The following is a 16,699-nucleotide window of genomic DNA, read 5'->3' on the forward strand; positions in this document are numbered from 1 at the left end:
CTCAGCCCCCGCTCACCGGCGGCAGGATCGCCACCTTGCCATCGGCAGGCAGCGCCTCGTGGTCACGCAGCACGCGCTGCTGGTCGGCAAAGGCAGAATAGTCCAGCAACCCGGCGCGGAAACCGGGAAAGCGCACCGGCAGCAGCTCTCGCAGCGCCTGGCGCAGGTCGGCCACCGTGCCACCGGCCACCTCCAGCGCAATCTCGCGGCTGTCATCCAGATCAGAAAACGCACCGAACAACTGCAGATTCACCTGCTTCATCATGACTCCTGGGTTGCCAGCTGCAGCGGGTCCTGGTGGCCCCAGCCCTGCACGCGCACCGGTGTGCCGGCCGCGACGAGGTCCCCCTCGCCCTCCAGCACCACCCAGGCGTTGGCCTGCAGCATGGATTTCAAACGGAACGATTCCTGCCCGGACAGCACGCGCGCGCTCAAGCGCCCCTGCGCGTCCACGTCCACCCGCGCACGCGCGTGGAAGCGCAGGCCCGGCGGTTTGCGCACATCGGCCTGCAACGGCAGCTGCAGCAGCGGCTCTGCGGCCAGGCCCAGCAGGCGACGCAGCACCGGTTCAACGAAGAAACGCTGCCCCACCGCCGCCGACACCGGGTTGCCCGGCAGACCGAAATACAGCGCGCCATTGGGCAGCACTGCAAACAACAGTGGCTTGCCCGGGCGGATCGCCACCTTGTGGAACACGATGCGGGCGCCGCGGGCGCGCAGCGCATCGGGAATGAAGTCGTAGCGGCCGGCCGACACTGCGCCGGTGCTGATCAGCACCTTCGCACCCGCAGCCAGCGCGTCGTCCAGCACCGCATCGAAGGCAGCCACGTCATCGCCTACCGTGCCCTGCCACACCACCTCCGCACCGGCGGCCTGCAGGCGGCCGATCAGGTAGGGCCGGTTGCTGTCACGGATCTGTCCGGACTCCAGCGCCTGCGCCGCTTCGGTCACCAGCTCCTTGCCAGTGGCAATGACCGCGACCTTCGGCCGTGCCACCACCGCCACCTCGGCCACGCCGATGGCGTGCAGCAGAGTGCGTGCATTGATGTCCAAGGCCTGCCCGGCCTGCAGCACGCGCTCGCCTTCTTCCACGTCCTGTCCGCGCAGGCGCACGTTCTGGCCAGGTTTCACCCCGCTCTTCAACGCAATGCGGGTCGGGCGACCCTGCTCGCTGGCAAGGATCTCCACGTTCTCGATCGGCACCACCGTATCCAGCCCAAACGGCATGCGCGCGCCAGTCATGATTTCCCAGGCGCCGTCGCCGCCCTCGGCACCGGCGTCGCCCGCCGCCTGCCAGCCCTGCACCACAAATTCGGTATCGCTTTCGAACGGCGTGCCATTGGCGCGCAGCGCGAAGCCGTCCATCGCCGAGTTGTCGAACGGCGGCAACGACTGCCCGCTGATGATGTCCGTGGCCAGGATGCGTCCACCCGCCTCATGCAGCGGCAAGTGTTCGGCCGGCAGCGGCGTGGCGGCCTCCATCAGGTGCTGCAGCGCTTCGCTGTAGGCAATCATGCGTGGCCACCGCCATCGACCATCGCCAGCGCGTGGCCCAGCACCGGCGCCAGAATGTCCAGGCACTGCGCGGCCGCACGCGGGCTGCCCGGCAGCGCAAACACCAGCATGTCATCCAGCTGCACCACCTCGGCCCGGCTCAGCCAGGCCATCGGCGTGTGCTGCGCACTCAACGCGCGCACCATCTGCGCCAAGCCGTGCACCGGTCGCGCATTCAACGAACGCAGCGCCTCCGGGGTCAGGTCACGCGGGCCAAGCCCGGTGCCGCCGGTACACAGGCACAGGCGCACGCCCTCGCCCGCCAGCGCACGCAGGCGACCCGCAAGCGGTTCGATGCCATCGGGCAGTACCTCGGCAGCCACCACCTCGCCACCGAGCGTCTGCAGCCCGCTCACCAGCTTCGGGCCGGACTCGTCGGCATAGCTACCCTCACTGGCGCGATCGCTCAGGGTGATCACCGCGCAGGCCGCACCGTTCAGGCCCTTCGGCGGGCGCGGCCTGAAGCGCGCGCGCTCACCCTCGTCCATGCCGTCGGGATGCAGCCACAGGCCGCGCTTGCCGCCCTCCTTGAACAACAGGCGGATGCCCTCGATGCGCAGCGCCGGCTCCACCGGCTTGCTCAGGTCGTACAGGGTCAGCAGTGCCGCGTTGACGCCGGCAAGCGCCTCCATCTCCACACCGGTGCGGGCCTCGCTGGCGCACTCGCACCACACGCGTATCGCCTGCCGCTCCGGCACCGGCGCGCAGTACACCTGCACCAGTTCCAGCGGCAGCGGGTGGCACAGCGGCATCAGCATCGAGGCCATCTTGGCGCCCTGCAGCCCGGCTATCTCGGCCATCACCAGCGCATCGCCCTTGGGCAACCGGCGCTCGACAATCAGCGGGTAGGCCACTGGCCCGGCATGCAGCTCGCCCACCGCCACCGCGCGGCGGCGGGTAACGCGCTTGTCACGCACATCGGCCATGTGGAAGGCCGCAGTCAATTCACCACTCATCGTGTTCCTCATCCTCCAATCGAAGCCAGATGCGGGGTCAACCCGGTCTGGCCCTGATGCAATCCGTGCCCGGCCGCTTTCAGGCCAAGCTGTGTGGTGATGCGTGCCAGCAGCGCGTCCTGGTCGTCGTCGCTCTGCAACAGCGGGCGCAGCGGCACGCCGAATTCGCCGAACAGGCACAGCCGCAGGTCACCCTTGGCGGTCACCCGCAGGCGGTTGCAGCCCTTGCAGAAGTCACGCGAGTACGGGGCGATGATGCCCACCGTGCCGCGATGCTGCGGGTGGCTGAACTCGCGTGCCGGGCCGGCATCGGCCGCGCGCGGGCGCTCGTGCCAGCCAGCGGCCAGCAGCTGCTCGATCACCACGTCGGCGCGCAGATGGTGGCGCTGGAAATAAGCTTCGTTGTCGCCGGTACGCATCAGTTCGATGAAGCGCACGCTGAAAGGACGGTCGCGCAGGAAGTCCATCCACTGCGGCAGCTCGTCGTCGTTCAGGCCGCGCAGCAGCACCGCGTTGAGCTTGATGGCCGGCAGGCCAAGTGCCTGCGCCATCTCCAGCCCCTGCTGGATTTCCGGCAGGCGGTCGTGGCCGGTGATGGTCCTGAAGCGCTCGCGCTGCAGGCTGTCCATGCTTACGTTCAGCGCGGTCAGGCCGGCGCGGTGCCAGCCCGGCAGGCGACGCGGCAGCAGCGTGCCGTTGGTAGTGATGGCCACCTTGCGGATGCCCGGCACGGCCGCCACCGTGGCGATGATCTCGTCCAGGTCCTTGCGCAGACTGGGCTCGCCACCGGTCAGGCGGATCTTGGTCATCCCCAGCATGGCAAAGGCGCGCACCAGGCGCGCGATCTCGTCCACCGCCAGGAAGCGCGGGCGGCCGTCGGCCCGGTAGCCATCGGGCAGGCAGTAGCTGCAACGGAAGTTGCAGGCCTCGGTCAACGACAGGCGCAGGTAAGGAAAGCTGCGCCCGAATCCGTCGGTGAGTTGGCTCATGGCTGGTCCACCTTGTTGTTCCACCGTCTTGCCTGTGCCCGGAACGGCCCGGATACCCTCGCCTGCTGAGACTGACGCCAGCCTACGCGGCAGGCATTGGCAGCGGGATGACTTAAATCAATCGCCGCCGACCACGCCGCCCGGACGTTATGGCAGCATGCGGCTTTCCGTGCAGCGTGCGTGTGACAGCCATCATGATGATGAATGATTTCCAGCAATTGCTGCAGGCCGCCAGCGAACAGGCCGAACCGCAACGCCTGCTGTTCGTATTCGCCCGCGCCGACCTGCCCGAATCGCCCACCGACGACCAGCGCGACCGGCATGACCGGCGTGAGGGCGGCACCCTGTCGCCTGTGCTGTGCGTGGACAAGCTGCCGGCCGAGGTGCCGAGCTTCCAGGCACTGGCCAGCGAGTCCACCACCACCGGCGTGGAGTGGGACATGGTGTTCGTGGCGGCAATGGATGGGCGTGCAGGCTTCGCCCCCAGCACCGACGAGGCCACCCGCCCGCTGCGGCTGATGGTCAACGCCATCAACGACGGCCAGATCGGCCGCTTCGCCGCCTTCGACCGCAGCGGTGAGCCGATCCAGTTCTATTGAGTCACCAGCTGCAGGGTCAGGAAGAAGATCACCAGCACCGTATTCAGGCCCCAGGCTACGGTCAGCCCGCGCGCGGCAACACCCAGGTTCGGGGTCCGCGCGGTGGGCGCCGCGCGCCAGACTGCGGGGATGATCCAACCGGTATAGAGCAGCAGCACGGCGAACATCGCCAGCACCAGTGTGGTGCGCTGGTTGGCGAGGGCCCAGAGGGCAACGGCCCAGAGCATGTTGCTGGGGATGACCCCTTGCAGCCAGAAGACGTTCCAGAGGCGTGAACGGCCTTGGGTGTCGGGCGTGGGATGCAGAGACGCGGTAGCTGTCATAAGTCTCCTTTGTGTTTAGGAAACGTGCTGGGCAAGCCTGCGCTTGGTGGCGGGGAACGTCAAGGCGCGACGGAAACGGTAGCGCCGGGCCATGCCCGGAGGAGTGCATCCGTGCGCCACACCACGTTGCTCGCCGGGCATAGTCCAGCGCTACCCATGGCTTGTCGCCATCAACCCGCTCACACATCCCGCGCATCCCCTACAACCACGACCCCTGTCGCAGATTGCCTGGTCGCGGTGGACCAACGCGGCAGCCAGCGCTGCCAGTACTTAACAGCGTGGTTCAATGCCGAAAGCGTCTCCAATCGTGAGTTATTTGCAACTTCTCTGATTGGCATTGCACAGCGACGCGGGCTCAGATGGCGTGCCACCGAAAACGGGTGGCCGGGTTTCGAATCCCGCGTTGGCGTTGAGTGATTGCGCTTGCCAGCCGGCGTCCACATTCCGTGGCGCCGGCTGGCAATCCGTCTGCCGGCTATGGCGGGCGGTGCGTGGGGGCGTTCGCGCCCACCGGCTTGACGTCAACCCGGATTCGAACCACGTACCGCCCGCCACCTCTGTGTGGCGGCTACCGATTGCCTTGCACGGAGCCTCGCCATGAACGGATCTGATCTTCCCCACCTGCACGCCTACCGTGACCCGGCCAATGCCGATGACCTGGCAGAGGCTGTGCCCTGCGCGGATGCGCATACCCTGATTGCCAACCTGAAGCGCATCGGCAAAGGCGCCGCCGCCGACGGGCAGCCCTGGCCAGAGCGACACCAGTTGCACGGGCGCTGCATGGCGCTGGCCGATTCGGATTGCGCGTTGGCCGGGTTGCGGGTGGTACAGGAAGTGCTGCTGGCGGCCGAGCGGACCCGGCAGAACGGCGAGCCCGAGGACTATGTGGGCGACCGGGTGATGGAGGGGCTGATGCTGGCGTGCCTGGCGTTGAGTGCGCAGGCTGTGGGGCGGTTGCAGGTGGAGGGGTGAACGGGACTCGCTTGGAATGCACCTTGCGCCTCCAGGCTCACCAGCGAACGGGAAAAAGCCCACCGGCACTGCAGCCCCCCCCCTTTGTCTCGCGTGTTACTCCGTCTCAACAACAGCATTGCCCCTCGCTCACTCGCCTGCCGCCCTCTTTCCGGATAGAGCAACCAGAAAGATCAGAACAAGCGCGATGCACACTGCCACGTTGAACAAGAGGATGGGCCGTATGGCGAGGTAGAGCTCACCGACTCCCAGAGAAAAAGACCCATGATTTGCCTGCGAACCCAGCGCTCTGGCAATGATCTGAATCCACACAAGTGCAGCTATCTGAACAACAACGATTCCGATCGAGGAGAACAGCCGTCTGGTAGGAGTTCTGCCGACCATTGCGAAATACGTAAGTACCGAGAGAACTGCGTAGAAAGTAACCAGCGTCCATATCATTGTCCTATCCCCCGCAGCCGCAGCCCGTAGGCCTGTTCCCCAACATCTCATGCATCGCTCTGATTGCACCGGCGTCGATATCGGCTCTGCTATCCATATCCCAGTTGTATGGTCGCCCCTGGAACACGTCTGCGATGTCATACACCATACCCGCGAGACTCGTCACCCCCCAGCCAACTGGGCCCCAAAGGTAGGCGGCACCATATCCCGCAACGTAGTTTCCGAAGCTCTCTGCACTCAACCTATTTCCGTCCACCAAAAAGGTATCTCGATCCTTTCCGATTCGACCATCATTCTTTGCCCTATAGTCAAGAATGGTGGTGCTATTCAAAAAAACCATCGTGACTCCAAGTGGATTGAGGGCGCTGCGCCTTGCGTACGTCAGTTCCTCGTTTGTCTCACATGCTGAATAGTCTTTCAGTCCAAGCGGATCCGTCCGGCCTGCAGGCATAGCAGATGAATAGAGATAGCTGTTGATCCCGCCACTCAGACCAATCGGATCACTCTGCGAATACCGCTCCACTGCGGGGTCATACTCGCGCTGGTAGTTATAGAACAGCCCACTCGCATCCGTCGACTGCTGCCCGGGGAAGCGCAGCGCCAAGTCGAACGCCACGCCATCGCCATCCGGATCAGCACTAGGAATCTGATCACCGAACACTTCGCTCTTGTTGCTCCACTCCCAGATCGCAACATCGTGCACGGGGTCGATCACCACGCGCGGCGTGCCTAAATGGTCCGGTTGGACGTAGGCCAGTTCCGGTACGCCCGCGCTCGGCACATTGATCAGTGCCACCGGATAGTTGTCCAGCCAGATCGACTGTTGCTGCGCCTGCCCCGTGGCCGAATAGTTGCCCAGCCACTGCCCTGCTTCGTCGTACAACGTGATCTGAGCCGCACCACCGGCCGGCTTGCGCAGCACGCGTTCGCCGCGATGGTTTTAGGCGTAGCTTTCCTGCACGGCATTACCCTGCTTCACCGCGTTCATGCGGTTGGTATCACTGCAGGTAAACGATCTGCTGCCAGAGCGTGGTATTCCCTGCTGCGTTAGGGCTACGCGCAGCGAGGCGATTCGCTACCGTCCGCTGCCCCAGGAGCTGCCGCCGACCAATCGAGCCGTCTGAACAGACCACGTCTCCAGAAGATGCTGCGCGCCCGATTCACCACCATTCTTCAGGACGGAGATAATCGCATCCAATCTACGTTGGACCGCACTGGACATTGGCAAAGCCAGGAGATTCTTCAGCGTGGCATCCGCCGCCAAGAAATCGCCAAGCCGAATGGCGGATATGTACTTTATCCATTCGGAGTAGTCGTTCCTGAAGTCAAGGTCGTCAACATAGATCAAAAGGTCTGCCGCAGTTCTCACCCTCTCAAGATTTTCGACGTACTCAGTATGCATGCCACAGAAGAAACGTTCATCTCCTTTCGCAACTGCAACCCTCTGGCCTAGAGACATGTGCAGGAACGGCAAATCATCATAGGTCGGAAGTACGAAGGTCCATAAGTAGATAGCAGACGGTGCAGGGTCTATCGCAAACCCAGAGATCACATCTCGCGTATACGAGGCAATCAAGAAATTTCCAACGACCCGCATGCCGCTTTTCTTCGCGTCCTTTTTCAATCTCCGCAGATCAAACGCTCTCATGCTATGCCTTCCTGGAGGGCTGAGGAGCTCCCTGTTTCATGTCTCACACATTAAGAATCCGCCGGATGACCGGAGAGTCGATCAGCAGGTTCTCGCCGAGCGCTTTCGCAAGATCCTGCAACTCGGCAGACCATCCCTCAACCTGCGGAAGCGCCACCCTGGTGAACAAGGTCCTCTTCCCATCTGCCCCCACCCGAAAAACAACCAATTCCTTTGCATCTTCATCAACACAGACGAGATGGTCATGCGTATTCATTGTCAATTGGTCCATGTATTCAATGGCGGAATAGGGCTTCCGCTAAGACACGCAGCATATCTCTGCGTCGCCGACGCATGACAGACCGCACCAGCTCTTGCGCCACGCCCCCCGGCGATTCAATTGCAGGTATCCGTGTCAGTCCGTAGCAGGGCCTCACAATCTTCTCCCTCCTCGGGAGATGCGCGAGGTTGTCTTGCTCTCCTGCGCCTGCGCGGCAAGGGGGGCTGCGCAGCCAAGCGCGGCCATCGTCAGCGGCACACACGCCAGCTTCATTTTCCGTCCGAACATCCGTGTTCTCCTTCCTGGGCGAATACCGTGCCGGGAGGGACGAAGGCGCACAGGCGGTTCACCGCCCTGTCGCGCCCTGCTTCGGATCGTCCCTGTTCCGGAATGCGGCGATGCCGCACGGGGCAGTTATCGCGCAAGCCCATTACATAATCAATTCAAGCCGTGGGATGTCGGTCACGATTATCGATATCGGCAACGCCCCTGCCCTGGTGATCAGGGTACTCCCCCAAACTGCTTCCAGTCTTCATTAGTGCTAGCGTGCACCGTCAAGCCAGTGATGCAAGGATGCGCTGCAGGATCGTCTATGACCCCGACATTACCTCTATTTCCAGACCGCATGAGGCTGTTCCTCCTCCTCGGACTCTGCTTAATACTCACCTCCTGCGATCTGGTGATGGACAGCTCCTACGCCACGAAGCAGGAAGCCGTCGACGCCGAGATGATTGCCAAGGGCTGGATTCCCGCGTGGGTGCCCGAGGAGGCGACCGACCTGCGCGAGGTGCACGACCTCGATTCAAACGTGAGCGCGCTTGCCTTCAGCAAACCACGCAGCAAGCAGTTGTTGTTGCCGCCCGGTTGCCGGCCCGTCAACCACAGCGCTACCCAGCCGGCGCTGTTCAATCGAAGCTGGTGGCCGAGTGAGACCGCTCTGAAGCGCTCCTATACCTTCTTTCGTTGCGAGCCCGAATTCGGCAAGTCGATCTTCGTCGCAACAAGCAGCACAGGCAATCGCGTGCTCTTCTGGCGCACGTACGCTCGCTGATGCGCATGCCCACCCTCCCCTTCAACCCGACACTGCAGATGCACACTCCAGGAACGGTCGTCACCACCCTCGCCCTTTGCCTGTTGCCCAGCCTTCCGGCCCACGCAGAGCAAAGCACCCCTGGCGATGTAGAAGCGATCGAACAGGTGATCGAGTCCTTCCGCACCTCGCTGATCAACAAGGACTGGTCCGCACCGAGCGGGGCTGGAAGATCTTTTCAGTGATCTATTCGATACGTGACAAACGCAGTTCCGCGGAGAGCTGATACTTCCTTCCAGCCAATCAACGTCAGCCAGTCACCATCAACCACCACGCGCAGCTAAATCCTGATTCCGCAACCGCTCCGCAAAATACCGCGTAGGCGATTGCCCCAGCGCCTTCTTGAACATCGTGATGAACGCCGTCACCGATTCATAGCCCAGGGTTTCAGACACCCGCTGCACCGCCGCGCCGCCGGCAAGCTCGCGAATCGCAACCAGCAGATGCAGCTGCTGCCGCCAGCGCCCGAACGACAGTCCGGTTTCCCGATCAATCAGCCGCGTCAACGTGCGCTCACCCAACGCCAGGCGTTTGGCCCACTCGCTGATGGTGCTGCGATCGGCCGGATTGGCTGACAGCGCCGCAGCCAGCGCACGGATCTTGGGGTGGTCGCTCACCGGCAGGTACAACCGCTCGGCCGGCATCTGCACCAGTTCGTCCAGCAGCACACGCGCCAGGCGATCGGTGTGCCCGCCGCGCGGGTAGTCGTGCGGCGCATCGGCCAGGTGCAGGATCATCTCGCGCACCATCGGCGAGATCGACAGCGTCACGCAGTGCAGTGGCAGGTCGGCAACGCCTGGCTCGACGAACAGATAGCACAGGCGCGCGTTGGCGGTCGCGCGGTTGCTGTGCGGCATGCTGCCGGGAATCCACACGCCGCACTGCGGCGGCACGATCCACAGCGCATTGGCCACCTCGCAGGTCACCGCGCCATGAAGTGCCAGGATCAGCTGCCCTTTCCGGTGGTCATGCACCGGAATCTCAGCATCGTGGTCGGCCACCTGCAGGCGACTGGCCACTGCCGGCCGATCCGTCGCGTCCGGGTCCAGATCAAAGCCAGGCAGAGAAATGCGAGTCATTCTCGATGACCGGATTCAGCGATAGATTGACATTATAGCGAAATTCGGTGGAGGGGCTCGCTGAATACGATGGCGGCATGCACATCCCCGCCCCCAACCGCCCTTGGCTTTCGCGCCCCATCGCGCTGTTGACGTCGCCCGCATTGAAGGTCGACCGCGAAGCGGTGCTGTTCTCGCTCAAATGCCTGCTCGCCGCGATCCTCGGGCTGTATGTCTCGCTGCGCATCGGCCTGACCCGCCCGTTCTGGGTGATCGGCACTGTCTACCTGGTGTCGCAGCCGATGTCCGGCGCGACACTCAGCCGTGGCCTGTTCCGGCTGCTGGGAACCGTCGGCGGTGCGGTTGCTACGGTGCTGCTGGTGCCGCGGTTCGCCAACGCGCCGATGGTGTTGAGCGTGGTACTGGCCGCCTGGATGGGCCTGTGCCTGTACCTGGCCATGCTCGACCRCACACCCCGTGCGTACGCCTTCCTGCTGGCCGGGTACACCACCAGCCTGATTGGTTTCCCGGCGGTGATGGTGCCCGATGACGTCTTCACCATCGCCATCACCCGCGTGCAGGAAATCTCCATCGGCATTCTTGCGGCGACGCTGGTCCATGGCCTGCTGTTGCCACGCCGGGTCTCGGCGCGTGTGCACGCGCGCGTGGCATCGATCCTCGCCGATGCGGAGCGCTGGACGCGGGACATGCGCGCTGGCGCAAACGAAACGGTACTGGCTGCGGATCGCTCCAAGGTAGCCGCAGATCTCCTCGAGCTGCACACGCTGTCCATCCACCTGCCGTTCGACAGTGTGCACGGCGTCGCCCAGGTGCAGATCCTGCGCGCACTGCATGACCGGATGCTCGATGTGCTGATGCTGTCCAGCGCCGTGGACGAATCACTGGCCCAGCTGCGCGCGCAGCCCGCCGGCACGGCGCGCACAGCATGGCCGGACCTGCTGCGTGCAAATCTCTGCGCACGTCAGGCCGAACTCGATGCTGCGCATCACGACTGCCGGTTGCTGGAAGAGCAGCTGCACACTGCCCGCCCGGACTGGCGCCGGCATGTACCCGTGCACCTTGCCAGGAAGGCGAACGGTCATGTGCTGCATCGTGACCACCGGATCGCCCTGCGCAGCGCCTTGGGCGCCTTCGTTGGCATCGTACTGGCCTGCGCGCTGTGGATCATTACCGCGTGGTCCGATGGTGCAACCGCCGTCTCCATCATCGGCACCGCCTGCGTGCTGTTCGGGACCACCGAGGCACCTGCCGGGCATGTCATGCGCTATCTGATCGGGTCGACCATCGGCGTGGTCATCGGGCTGTTCTACGCGCTGGTGATCTTTCCGGGTCTGTCCGATTTCGTCGGTCTGGCCATGGCACTGGCGCCGGCACTGCTGGTGTGTGGCTCGTTCCTCGCCCGCCCGCCGTTCATCATGGGCGCATTGGGGGTAGTGCTCACCTTCCCCCTCATCGCCGGGTTGGGCGCCACCAATGCCACCCACATCGCGGGCGCACTCAACAGCAGCGTAGCGCTGTTCGTGGGCACGGCGGCGGCGCTGTGCAGCATGTCGCTGTTGCAGACGCTGGACAGCAATCGAAGCCGCGCGCGCCTGCAGGATGTGATCCGGCGGGACATCGCACGCCGCGCCGCCGGGCAGGTGCGAAATGCCAGCGACTGGACAAGCCGCATGGTGGATCGGCTTGCGCTGCTTGCCCCTCGCCTGCGCGGCCATCCGGACGCAGCCCCCACGTTGCGGACGCTGTTTGCGGACATGCGCGCGGCCAGTGCCGTGGCCGAACTGCGTGTAATTGGCGGGGCGTTCACTGACCGCCGCAGCCGCGACTGCCTGGCCCAGTTGCTGCACAGCGCGTCTGCCCACTTCCGTATCCGTACCTCCACATGCCGCACAGTGGATACGCCGCTGCTGGAATCACTCGAGCGCACACGCGAGGTGGTCATTGCTGGCAACAACGGCGCATCCAAACGTGTTCTTCCGCTGCTCTGCGGCCTGCGCCGTGACCTGATCGCTCCGTTGATCGTACATGGGGACTGAGTCGATGTTCTCCGATATCTCCATTGACGGCGTCTTCGTTCCCGGCCTGCTGGCGGTGGCGCTCATCGCGCTGGCGCTGTCGATGGTGGCCTCGCGGCTGCTGGCAAGCCTCGGGCTGTACCGGCTGTTCGCCTATCGCCCGCTGGTGGGCCTTTCGCTGTTCGTGATCCTGGCGGAGCTGCTGATCCAGCTCGCGCCCCTGCTTGAGAGACTGAAATGAAGCACCTGTTGAGTGTCATTGGCCGCTGGAGCGCAACGCTCTGCCTGTTCGCCGTTGCCGTCATCGCGGCCCTGTCCCTGTGGAACCGATACGAAACGCAGCCCTGGACGCGCGATGGCCGGGTACGCGCGGATGTGATCCGCGTGGCATCGGACATGGGCGGACTGGTGACCCAGGTGCTGGTGCAGGACAACCAGCGGGTGAAAGCCGGACAGCTGCTGCTGGTGCTGGACCAGCCGCGCTATGCCGCCGCGCTGGACAAGGCCGATGCCGCAGTGAACAGCGCGCAGGCCACGCTTGCCCTTGCCCGCCGTGAATCGAAGCGGGACATCGCGCTGGGCAACCTGGTGGCTTCGGAAACGCGGGAGCGCAATGCCGCCAAGGTCGATACCGAAGTGGCCAGCCTTGCACAGGCCCGAGCGGAGCGGCGGGTGGCGCTGCTGAACGTGCAGCGCACCGAAGTGCGCGCCAGTGCCGATGGCATCGTCACCAACCTCGACCTGCACCCGGGCGACTTCCTGCAGCCGGGTGCCCAGGCGCTGGCGCTGATCGACGGCGCCAGCCTCCGGGTCGAAGGCTATTTCGAAGAAACCAAGCTCAACTGCATCAATGAAGGCGATGCCGCTGTCGCCCGCCTGATGGGCGATGGCCGCGACGTGCATGGGCATGTGGAGAGCATCGCCGCCGGCATTGCCGACGATCAGCGCGCGAGCACCCACAACCTGCTGCCATCGGTTGCGTCAACGTATACCTGGGTGCGGCTGGCGCAGCGGATACCGGTGCGCATCCACTTGGACGACGTGGCACCGGATACACGCCTGATCGTCGGCAGAACCGCCAGCGTGACCATCACTCCGCGCGCGCAGGGAGCCTGCAAGTGATCGGTACCGCATCACGCGTGGGCGTGCTCGCCTGTGCGCTGTCGCTGGCCGGCTGTGTGTCCGGCCCAGACTACACGCTGCCGGCCAACGCGGTTGCCGCCGCGCCGGCAGCCCGCCGCGCATTCGTATCGAGCCACCAAGCGGCCTACGCACAGGCCGAGCTGCCGGACCGCTGGTGGCAGCTGTACGACGATCCACGACTCGATGCCTATGTCAGCGAAGCACTGCGAGCCAACACCGATCTGCGCGCGGCCGATGCCAACCTGCGCCGCGCCACGGCGATGGTGCTGCAGTACCGGGCCGAGCGCTCGGCAAGCACCGACGCAGATGCATCGGCCACACTGGCCCATGCCGGGGGATATACCTCGCCCACCTCACCACCGCAGGTGTATGCGCTCGGCATCCACCTGGCCTACCCACTGGATCTGGCAGGTGGCATCCGCCGTGGTATCGAAGCTGCCAGCGCCGATGCAGAGGCTGTCGCTGCAGCACGTGACCAGGTACGGGTGGTCGCCGCCGCCGCCGTCACCCGCGCTTATGTCGGCATCTGTTCGACCAACCTCACCTTGGCGGCGACGCAGCGGGTGCTCGCTACGCAGCGCGCTACGTTGGACGCCACCACCCGCTTGGCGGCCGGCGGACGCGGAACCGAATTCGACGTCAGCCGGGCGCGCGCGGCGGCCAACCGCAGTGCGGCGGCGGTGCCGCATCTGGTTGCCGAACGGCAGGCGGCCCTGTTCGCGCTGGCGGCGCTGATGGGACGCGTACCAGCCGACTATCCGCAGGACGTCGCCAACTGCCAACAACCGCCGCGCCTGCAGCAACCGGTTCCGGTCGGCGATGGTGGCCAGCTGATCCAGCGCCGCCCAGATGTCCACGCGGCCGAGCGCAGCCTGGCGGCCGCCACCGCGATGATCGGCGTGGAAACGGCAGCCCTGTACCCACAGGTGAGCATCGGCGCGTCCGCCGGCACGGCAGGTTCATTCAAGCAGCTGCTGAGCAGCGACAGCATCGGCGCGTCCTTCGGACCGCTGCTGTCGTGGCGCTGGCCGAACCGCCGCGCAACCCGGGCGCGGATCGATGCGGCCGGCGCCAACGCCGATGCCACGCTGGCATCGTTCGATGGCGTGGTGCTGGACGCGCTGCGGCAGACCGAAACCGCGCTGTCGGCCTACGCGCAGGAGATCGATCGCGAGCACAGCCTTGCCCTCGCCCGCGACGACGCGGCACATGCGAGCGACCAGGCCGGGCAGTTGTACCGGTTCGGCAGGATCGACTTCATCGACGTGCTGTCTGCCGAGGCTGCGCTGGCCGATGCAGAGTCTGCCCTGGCAGCATCGCGCGCGCAGCTGGGGGACCGTCAGGTGGATCTGTTCCTGGCGCTGGGTGGGGGCTGGGCGGGACCGGCTGCCGCCCCGGAATCGACCACGCTGGTCGCGCCATAGAGCACTGCCGCATTTCCATTGCCTGCGGTAGAGTGGCGCGGACCTGGCGGGGAGCGCTGGGCACAACCTGGGATCACTTGAATGATGTACGCCAAGCAAGGCCGTACCGTTCCTCTGTGCGTGGCCGCAGCCATCATGGTCTTCGGTGCCACCGGCTGCACGTTGAAGAATCCGGCAATGTTGGGGAGCGCGCGGCTTCCGGCCGAACAACAGGTGGTCATCTCTGGGCAGGGAATCTACCCCGAACGCGAGTTGTCGCTGAATGTCTTCACCATCGATGGTACGTCGGTGAATGGACTGCGCACGCCCAGCTACCACCTGCCGCCGGGGCAGCATACCTTTAGCGTGCAGGCGACCTCCGAACTGCGCGCGGGTTCGGAGATGGGAATGCTGACATCCAGCATGAAGGTCGCCAGGTTGGAGGTCACGATAGACACCGTGGCTGGCCACACCTATGTGCCCAATGCACGCACGCGCGACGGCCGCATTGCGATCTGGTTCGATGACATGGGACCGGCCTACCCACAGGAATGCCTGCCGTTCTATCGCATCGCTGCGATACGGCCGATCCTGGCGATGTATCGGCACAAGAAGACCTGCAACCTGACCCAACCCGCCGTGCCACCTGCATCGAAGCCGCCTGCGCCGAAGGACATTTCGCCATCGCCGTCGCTGATGCACTATATGAAATGGTAGTCAGCCATCACCGGTACCCAAGCGTGCAGAACTGCAACGGACGCGCGTTGCTGTGCCACGAAACATCCACCAAGCAGGTTCATTCAAGCAGCTGTTGAGCAACGACTGTGTCAGCGCATCCCCGGACCGCTGCTGACGCGTATCGCGGCCGAATCGTCGCGCAACCCAGGCGCGGGTGGATTCTGGCGGGCACAACGCCGATGCCGCGCCGGCATCGTGAGCGGCTGGCCTGTGAAACCAGCCGCTCCCGCACTGCCATCAATGTTGCGGCCCTGGGCTTACTTCGGCATCAGCACCGAATCGACCACATGCACCACGCCATTGGACTGCCTCACGTCGGCGGTGGTTACTGCAGACTTGCCGCCTTTGGCGTCGACCACCCAGACCTTGCCATCCTGCAGCTTCACCGTCAGCGCTTCACCCTGCACCGTTTTCAGCGTGCTGCTGCCACCGTGGCTGCGCGCTGCTGCGGTCAGCTGGGTGGAGGTGTAGGTGCCCGGTACCACGTGATAGGTCAGGACCTGGGTCAGCTTGGCCTTGTTTTCCGGCTTCAGCAGCGTTTCCACGGTGCCTGCGGGCAGCTTGGCGAACGCCTGGTTGTCGGGAGCAAATACGGTGAAAGGACCCTTGCCGCTGAGCGTGTCAACGAGCCCGGCCGCCTTCACCGCAGTCACCAGGGTGCTCAGGTTCTGGGCGGTGGAGGCGTTTTCGACAATGGTCTTGTTCGCGTACATCGGCACGCCACCCATCATCGGGTTGTCGGCGGCAAAGGCGGCCGGGGCAGTTGCGCAGGCAACCGCGACGGTGGCGGCAAGGGTCAGGCGCTGGATCTGGGTACGCATGTTCGTGTCCTCGTTGATCGCCCTACCGGGCTGGGAAATGCGCAGCATTCGCTGCCGTCACTGCACCACCTTGCAGCCATGCGGGAATGCAGGGCATCCGTAGCAGCAGGGAAGAAGCGTTGCGTGCATAAGGGCATACGCCGCAAGCCGATGACCGGATGCATCGCCTGGCGCTGGGGCAGTGAACGGTTCAACAACGTGCACAGCGCGTCGCGAGCCCCATTTCCCGGCCGCAGGCTACCAGTCACCGGCTGCGGGCGTGTGTTGATGGTCCGCGCATTCAACCCTGGCGAACAGGAACATGGCCGCCCGCACACTTGCATCGGGCGTGCAGCGCGGCGACGATGCGATTCGGTTTAGGGGAACCCTGCATGGAATTGCTGACACTCGATCATTTCGCCCGCCACGTTGATCAGACCTTCTCGGCAGTCATCAACGACGGCGAGATTCCATTCGTGCTTGTGGAGGCACGGGCGCTGAATCCATCGCAACTGCCGCCAAGTGCGGCGCGGGCGCCTTTTTCGCTGCTGTTCCGCAACAGCTCGGCCTTCCTGTTTCCGCAGCAGATCTATCTGATGCGCCATGCCGACATCGGTGAAGTGGGGATTTTCCTGGTGCCGGTCGCGCGTGAGCAGGCCGGATTCCTGTATCAGGCGATCTTCAACTGAG

General features: G+C 64.6%; 20 protein-coding genes and 1 pseudogene. 10 read left to right on the forward strand and 11 right to left on the reverse strand.

Annotated elements, in window-relative coordinates; translation table 11 throughout:
- Window position 1: 1 nt before the first annotated feature.
- From AB4Y98_RS18170 to moaA, 4 genes are read right to left on the reverse strand one after another with little or no spacing between them, the layout of a single operon-like run.
- A complete protein-coding gene (locus tag AB4Y98_RS18170; RefSeq protein ID WP_025874341.1) occupies window positions 2–262 on the reverse strand; it encodes a MoaD/ThiS family protein in 261 nt (86 codons plus the stop codon).
- Window positions 262–1,515 (reverse strand): molybdopterin molybdotransferase MoeA, encoded by a 1,254-nt coding sequence (locus AB4Y98_RS18175; RefSeq protein WP_442244855.1) that lies wholly within the window; start codon window positions 1,513–1,515, stop codon window positions 262–264. Before AB4Y98_RS18175 ends, AB4Y98_RS18170 begins: the two co-directional genes overlap by 1 nt.
- Window positions 1,512–2,510: a bifunctional molybdenum cofactor biosynthesis protein MoaC/MoaB gene (moaCB, locus tag AB4Y98_RS18180; protein WP_033831283.1), complete on the reverse strand. Its 999-nt coding sequence runs from the start codon at window positions 2,508–2,510 to the stop codon at window positions 1,512–1,514. Before moaCB ends, AB4Y98_RS18175 begins: the two co-directional genes overlap by 4 nt.
- Before the next feature lie 8 nt (window positions 2,511–2,518).
- The gene (gene moaA, locus AB4Y98_RS18185; protein ID WP_117310564.1) at window positions 2,519–3,499 is read right to left on the reverse strand and encodes a GTP 3',8-cyclase MoaA; all 981 of its coding nucleotides are present in this window, start codon (window positions 3,497–3,499) and stop codon (window positions 2,519–2,521) included.
- A gap of 194 nt (window positions 3,500–3,693) precedes the next feature.
- On the opposite strand from moaA, the gene AB4Y98_RS18190 reads away from it, so the two are divergent.
- The gene (locus AB4Y98_RS18190; RefSeq protein ID WP_025874337.1) at window positions 3,694–4,098 is read left to right on the forward strand and encodes a hypothetical protein; all 405 of its coding nucleotides are present in this window, start codon (window positions 3,694–3,696) and stop codon (window positions 4,096–4,098) included.
- On the opposite strand, the gene AB4Y98_RS18195 is transcribed toward AB4Y98_RS18190, so the two are convergent.
- Window positions 4,092–4,421, reverse strand: coding sequence for a hypothetical protein (locus AB4Y98_RS18195; protein ID WP_025874336.1), 330 nt, complete (start codon window positions 4,419–4,421; stop codon window positions 4,092–4,094). The genes AB4Y98_RS18190 and AB4Y98_RS18195 overlap by 7 nt on opposite strands.
- Before the next feature lie 597 nt (window positions 4,422–5,018).
- Here AB4Y98_RS18195 and AB4Y98_RS18200 point away from each other — a divergent pair.
- Window positions 5,019–5,393, forward strand: coding sequence for a hypothetical protein (locus tag AB4Y98_RS18200; RefSeq protein ID WP_442244856.1), 375 nt, complete (start codon window positions 5,019–5,021; stop codon window positions 5,391–5,393).
- Window positions 5,394–5,522: 129 nt separating this feature from the next.
- Here AB4Y98_RS18200 and AB4Y98_RS18205 read toward each other — a convergent pair whose 3' ends face one another.
- The 4 genes and pseudogenes from AB4Y98_RS18205 to AB4Y98_RS18220 form a co-directional block, all read right to left on the reverse strand.
- Entirely contained in the window at window positions 5,523–5,834 is a 312-nt protein-coding gene (locus AB4Y98_RS18205; protein ID WP_033831286.1) for a hypothetical protein, read from the reverse strand.
- A 412-nt stretch (window positions 5,835–6,246) separates the two neighbouring features.
- Window positions 6,247–6,895, reverse strand: a pseudogene (locus AB4Y98_RS18210) (RHS repeat-associated core domain-containing protein); the annotation flags it as partial.
- 14 nt (window positions 6,896–6,909) lie between these two features.
- Window positions 6,910–7,482, reverse strand: coding sequence for a hypothetical protein (locus AB4Y98_RS18215; RefSeq protein ID WP_312108846.1), 573 nt, complete (start codon window positions 7,480–7,482; stop codon window positions 6,910–6,912).
- A 43-nt stretch (window positions 7,483–7,525) separates the two neighbouring features.
- Window positions 7,526–7,738 (reverse strand): hypothetical protein, encoded by a 213-nt coding sequence (locus AB4Y98_RS18220; protein WP_312108848.1) that lies wholly within the window; start codon window positions 7,736–7,738, stop codon window positions 7,526–7,528.
- A 685-nt stretch (window positions 7,739–8,423) separates the two neighbouring features.
- Between AB4Y98_RS18220 and AB4Y98_RS18225 the strand changes: the two genes are divergently transcribed.
- Window positions 8,424–8,792: a hypothetical protein gene (locus AB4Y98_RS18225; protein ID WP_312108850.1), complete on the forward strand. Its 369-nt coding sequence runs from the start codon at window positions 8,424–8,426 to the stop codon at window positions 8,790–8,792.
- Window positions 8,792–9,016 carry a hypothetical protein gene (locus AB4Y98_RS18230; protein ID WP_425541349.1) on the forward strand — a complete coding sequence of 75 codons (225 nt, stop codon included), beginning with the start codon at window positions 8,792–8,794 and terminating at the stop codon, window positions 9,014–9,016. The genes AB4Y98_RS18225 and AB4Y98_RS18230 overlap by 1 nt, the downstream gene beginning before the upstream one ends.
- A gap of 78 nt (window positions 9,017–9,094) precedes the next feature.
- On the opposite strand, the gene AB4Y98_RS18235 is transcribed toward AB4Y98_RS18230, so the two are convergent.
- The gene (locus tag AB4Y98_RS18235) at window positions 9,095–9,910 is read right to left on the reverse strand and encodes an AraC family transcriptional regulator (protein ID WP_312786668.1); all 816 of its coding nucleotides are present in this window, start codon (window positions 9,908–9,910) and stop codon (window positions 9,095–9,097) included.
- Window positions 9,911–9,987: 77 nt separating this feature from the next.
- Between AB4Y98_RS18235 and AB4Y98_RS18240 the strand changes: the two genes are divergently transcribed.
- From AB4Y98_RS18240 to AB4Y98_RS18260, 5 genes are all read left to right on the forward strand, one after another.
- Window positions 9,988–11,946, forward strand: a complete 1,959-nt coding sequence (locus tag AB4Y98_RS18240) for an FUSC family protein (protein WP_442244857.1) — start codon at window positions 9,988–9,990, stop codon at window positions 11,944–11,946.
- A gap of 4 nt (window positions 11,947–11,950) precedes the next feature.
- Window positions 11,951–12,166, forward strand: coding sequence for a DUF1656 domain-containing protein (locus tag AB4Y98_RS18245; RefSeq protein WP_442244858.1), 216 nt, complete (start codon window positions 11,951–11,953; stop codon window positions 12,164–12,166).
- Entirely contained in the window at window positions 12,163–13,047 is an 885-nt protein-coding gene (locus AB4Y98_RS18250; protein ID WP_442244859.1) for an HlyD family efflux transporter periplasmic adaptor subunit, read from the forward strand. The genes AB4Y98_RS18245 and AB4Y98_RS18250 overlap by 4 nt, the downstream gene beginning before the upstream one ends.
- The gene (locus AB4Y98_RS18255) at window positions 13,044–14,492 is read left to right on the forward strand and encodes an efflux transporter outer membrane subunit (protein ID WP_442244860.1); all 1,449 of its coding nucleotides are present in this window, start codon (window positions 13,044–13,046) and stop codon (window positions 14,490–14,492) included. Before AB4Y98_RS18250 ends, AB4Y98_RS18255 begins: the two co-directional genes overlap by 4 nt.
- A gap of 81 nt (window positions 14,493–14,573) precedes the next feature.
- Complete coding sequence (locus tag AB4Y98_RS18260; RefSeq protein ID WP_442244861.1) at window positions 14,574–15,188, forward strand: hypothetical protein; 615 nt, start codon at window positions 14,574–14,576, stop codon at window positions 15,186–15,188.
- A 278-nt stretch (window positions 15,189–15,466) separates the two neighbouring features.
- Here the strand turns inward: AB4Y98_RS18260 and AB4Y98_RS18265 are convergent, their stop codons facing one another.
- On the reverse strand, window positions 15,467–16,030 hold the full coding sequence (locus AB4Y98_RS18265; RefSeq protein WP_442244862.1) for a fasciclin domain-containing protein: 564 nt from the start codon (window positions 16,028–16,030) through the stop codon (window positions 15,467–15,469).
- A gap of 371 nt (window positions 16,031–16,401) precedes the next feature.
- Here AB4Y98_RS18265 and AB4Y98_RS18270 point away from each other — a divergent pair, with 371 nt between their 5' ends.
- Window positions 16,402–16,698, forward strand: coding sequence for a DUF6916 family protein (locus tag AB4Y98_RS18270; protein ID WP_025874322.1), 297 nt, complete (start codon window positions 16,402–16,404; stop codon window positions 16,696–16,698).
- Window position 16,699: the final 1 nt, after the last annotated feature.

Source organism: Stenotrophomonas sp. 2YAF26, from assembly GCF_052114625.1.
Lineage (GTDB): Bacteria > Pseudomonadota > Gammaproteobacteria > Xanthomonadales > Xanthomonadaceae > Stenotrophomonas > Stenotrophomonas indicatrix.